General features: G+C 68.4%; 5 protein-coding genes. All 5 read right to left on the reverse strand.

Features of this window, described 5'->3' with window-relative positions; genetic code table 11:
- A partial coding sequence (locus ACSHWJ_RS15835; protein WP_432540087.1) for a phage tail protein occupies nt 1–1019 on the reverse strand: 1019 nt, incomplete at its 3' end.
- On the reverse strand, nt 1020–1502 hold the full coding sequence (locus tag ACSHWJ_RS15840) for a hypothetical protein (RefSeq protein WP_010962101.1): 483 nt from the start codon (nt 1500–1502) through the stop codon (nt 1020–1022). It lies immediately after the preceding gene.
- Nucleotides 1499–2632 carry a baseplate assembly protein gene (locus ACSHWJ_RS15845; RefSeq protein ID WP_010962102.1) on the reverse strand — a complete coding sequence of 378 codons (1134 nt, stop codon included), beginning with the start codon at nt 2630–2632 and terminating at the stop codon, nt 1499–1501. The genes ACSHWJ_RS15840 and ACSHWJ_RS15845 overlap by 4 nt, the downstream gene beginning before the upstream one ends.
- Complete coding sequence (locus ACSHWJ_RS15850; protein WP_010962103.1) at nt 2629–3015, reverse strand: GPW/gp25 family protein; 387 nt, start codon at nt 3013–3015, stop codon at nt 2629–2631. Before ACSHWJ_RS15850 ends, ACSHWJ_RS15845 begins: the two co-directional genes overlap by 4 nt.
- The coding region (locus ACSHWJ_RS15855; protein ID WP_432540086.1) for a tail fiber domain-containing protein at nt 3012–3820 on the reverse strand (809 nt) is incomplete at its 5' end. The genes ACSHWJ_RS15850 and ACSHWJ_RS15855, both read right to left, overlap by 4 nt.

Here is a 3820-nt window from a genome sequence, read left to right on the forward strand (position 1 = left end):
CGCGGCACGGGAACGGCCGGATCGAACAGATGGAAGCGGCGGTACAGCCGGTCGCGGGCGCCGTTGTCGGCCAAGTGTCCGGCGACGAAACGGCCCAGCATCGCGCCGTGCTCGATGCCTTGTTCGGCGATGGTCGTGTAGCGGATGTCGATCGGGTCCAATCCCGGCCGCACCGCGTGGGTGTGCACGGACTCGTCGAAATCGAGGTAAGGCGTGGACAGGCGCACGTTGAACAAACGGCCGCCTCCGTCCTGCCGGACCAGGTAGGAACGGGGTACGAGCCGGCCGGGATAGGTTCCCAGGCCCGCCGCGCCCGGCTTCCGGATCGCCAGCGACAGTTCCGCCTCGGCGCCGGCACGCTGGATTTCCCGCACCAGTGTCGTCACCGGTGTTTCAACTCCGTTGCTCTTCGAGTCAGCTCCGCTGCTCTTCGAGTCGTTCCCCGACCTGTGCCAAAGGAAGGCGCGCCAGCCGAGCCGGAGGATCGCGTCGGTGACGACCGGATAGTGGCGGCCTTTCACGAATGCCGCGCTGCAGTACCAGCCCGACCCGATCCGCACGCCGCGCGTCCGGTAGCGGTAGAGGCGCAGCTGGGGATAGCCGGAAAGGAACGCGTCGCGCTCGGCGCGGGTCAGCGCTGGCGCCAGATAGGTCTTCGCCGGCGGCGTGATGGCGCGCAGGATCGACAGCCCCACCCGCGAACCGGCCCAGGTCAGACCGGCCAGCGTGCCCTTGAGGCGGTGATAGGCGATCGCCGACTTGATCAGCGCACGCCGTTCGGTATCCGTGGAAACGGTATCCCAGCCTTCGAGTCCCATGACGTGGAACTGGTCGGCCAGGTGTGGCAGGGCCGACGGGTGTACCTGGTCGACCAGGTACACCAGGAGCGCCGACTGATCCAGCCGGGAGATGCGCTCGATCAGCGCGTCCAGGGCCAGGCCGCGTGCGTCGCGGAGTGAGGGCTGCAGCAGCTCAGCCATCGGCTTTGCCTGATGCTGACCCAGCAGGGCGGCGAGCATTTAATACTCCGTGATCCGGGCGCGGCCCAGATCAGCCAGGCCCGACAGCATCGACCATTGACCGGTCAGCCGCCCGCCATATCCCGCCGGCACCTGCCAAACCTCGAACGGCCCCAGACACACGGTAAAGGCGGATGCCGACGCGAACCCGCCACACTTGACGTACAAGCGCTCGACCGATTCGTTAAAGATCAACGCCCCGCGCCGGCCAGGGTTTGCCGGCAGCAACGTCGTCGTATGGACCGAATGCTCCACCACGGTCGCCGCTGCATCGCCCCCGCTCAATGGTACCGGCACAGGCCGCACCACCAACCCTGGATCACTTGCCGCCGGCGCTCCATCACGAACTGCCGCGGCCATGCCGGTATCCGGATCAGCCACCCCCACCGACTCCGAAAATCCCAACTGACCGCCCGCGCTGGGCACCGCCCATCCTGCGAGCCAGTCTTCGCCGTTTGGAATCTTTACCCTCTGCTGAGTCATACGAACCCCTGCGTCTCGCCAACGCCTTCAAAAATTACGCTCACCTCCTCGCAATCCGGCCACTCATGCGCCTTCAGCACCCGGTAACCGGGCGCGTCCAGCTCCACGCGATAGACCCCCGGCACCTTCTGCGCCCGTTCGATCCATTGCGAAGGCACCAGGTCGCGGCCCAGCGTCGACCGCAGTTCGGCGGCGAATCCTTCCAGGCTGGCGCGAACCCCGGCCACGACGGCGGCTTCCGACACGGCGCCGAAGGCGCGCACCCGCGCCGAGACTGCAAACGGCGCCCGGCTGGGCGGGAGCACCGTGACCCAGTCGGTCAAGGGACGAACCTTGTCCTGGCTCAGGACCGCCCGCACCGCATCCAGCAGGGCTGGGTCCGGCAGGCCGGAAGCCGTCAGGGGATACACGTTCACGCGGCCCGGCGCCGGCGAGGTGATCCCGACGTCGACGATCGCCTGGCTTACCGACAGCACGTGCCAGCGGTAGGCCAACGCGGGACCGGCCGCGGCGAAACGCTCCGGCGCCAGCTTGATGCGCATCCGCAATCGCTCGTCGTCCTCGGCCGCGAGCCCGCCGTAGCTCGTCCCGAGGTTGGTGACGGATAGCCCGTTGGCCGGCACGTCGATCAGATCCCGGATCCCGCCCGGCAGGATGCCGTTGGCGGACGGTCCGGCACCGGCCGCAGTGGCGTTCACCTCCACGGCAATCGCCCCGGCGGGAATCGTCACCTCGGTGTCGGTGGCGAATTCGGCTACGCGGCTCCTCGAGTCGGTGCCGCCGGCGGCCACGCGGGTGCCTTTGGGGATGACGACGGACGTTGCAGCGGGACGCTCCAGACTGAACCGCAGCACGGTGCGGGCCGATTGCGCCGGCAGCCGGGTCACCCCGACCAGCTCGCCCAGGTAATCCAGCATCGGCGCGCGGCTGAAGTGGACCAGGTTGAGCTTGGCCGCTTCCTGGATGCCGATCCGCGCCAGGGTCTCGCGGTAGGCGATGAGATCGATCAGGAGCCGCTCGACCTGGGCCGGGTAAAGCGTCTTTCCGGTCATCTGTTCCCAGCCGGCGATCAGCGCCTGGGTCACGGCTTGGCCGTCGCGGTCGATGAAATCGGGCTCGGGCAGGCTCACAAGGTCACCTCGGTGGTCCGGGTCTGGGAGTCGCCTCCGCTGCTCTTCGAGTCGACGCCGCGGAAGCGCCAGGTGATGGCGAGCGTCACCTGGGCCAGGCCGAAGCTGGGCCGGATCGAAATCAGTTCGATCCGCGGCTCCCACAGCAGGATGGCATCGGCGATTTCGGCGATGAGATACGGCGTGGCCTCGATCTCCGGCCGGTCGACGTACTGCAGGATGTCCGCGCCGAATTCGGGCCGGTGAGGGTCCGAGCCCTTCGGCGTGGTCAGAATGATGCGGATGGCCTGGTCGATGTCGGCCGCATCCTGCACGATGTCGCCGGGCTGGCCGAGCCGGGGCTGCCAGTTGACCGAGGCGATTGTGCCGATTACGGACGTCATCGCGCCGCCTCCAGGGCTTCCACCCGTGCCTCCAATTCCCGGATCGCGGCGAGGGCCAGCACGGCCAGGCGTCCGTAATCGATGCTCAAGCTGGCGCCGTCGGGGCCGTTCGCCCCGTCGGTCACGGGATAGACCACTTCCGGCAGCACCTCCCGCGCATCCTCGGCGATGAGACCGAGCTCGATCCGCCCCTGCGGGCCATCGGCTTCGAGGCGGTACCGGATCGGCTGCAGGGCGCGGACCCGCTCCAGCGCATGCCTCACCTCGCCCAGGACTCGCTTGAGGCGCCGATTGGACGACACGGTGAACGCGCTGGCGTAACAAGGCGCGTAGGCCAGGGAGGTATTGCGGACGTGGAACCCGCCCCCGACCGGCACCCGGACCCCGCCGTCGGTCGACGTCATGGCATAGCTGCCGGGGGAGTTGGCGAACCGGTACCCCACGTCCTGGGTCGCCTGGAAAAAGTCGGCATTGAACTGATTCGCCGCGTCGCCGTAGGTCGCTGCGGCGCCGACCTGGGCGGCGGTCGGATAGGGGTGACGGTGATCGCTGCGGGCGACCGTCGTCGCCGCGCCTGCCGACTGGGTGGCTGCCAGGGCTTGTGCCGAGCTCCCGAAGCCGGTGATGGCATTGGCGGGATGCGTGGTCGCCATCGCGCCGACCTGGGCTGCGGTAGGGAACGGATGGACGTGGTCTTCCCTTGCGATCTTGTACGAAATACCGGGGGACGCCGCGGCTGCCAGCGGTGACGCGCTGGCACCGAAGCCCTCGAGGACGCTGGCGAAGTGAGTATCCGGGATGGCTC

The organism is Methylococcus sp. S1M, from assembly GCF_051295855.1.
In the GTDB taxonomy this organism is placed as follows: Bacteria; Pseudomonadota; Gammaproteobacteria; order Methylococcales; family Methylococcaceae; genus Methylococcus; species Methylococcus capsulatus.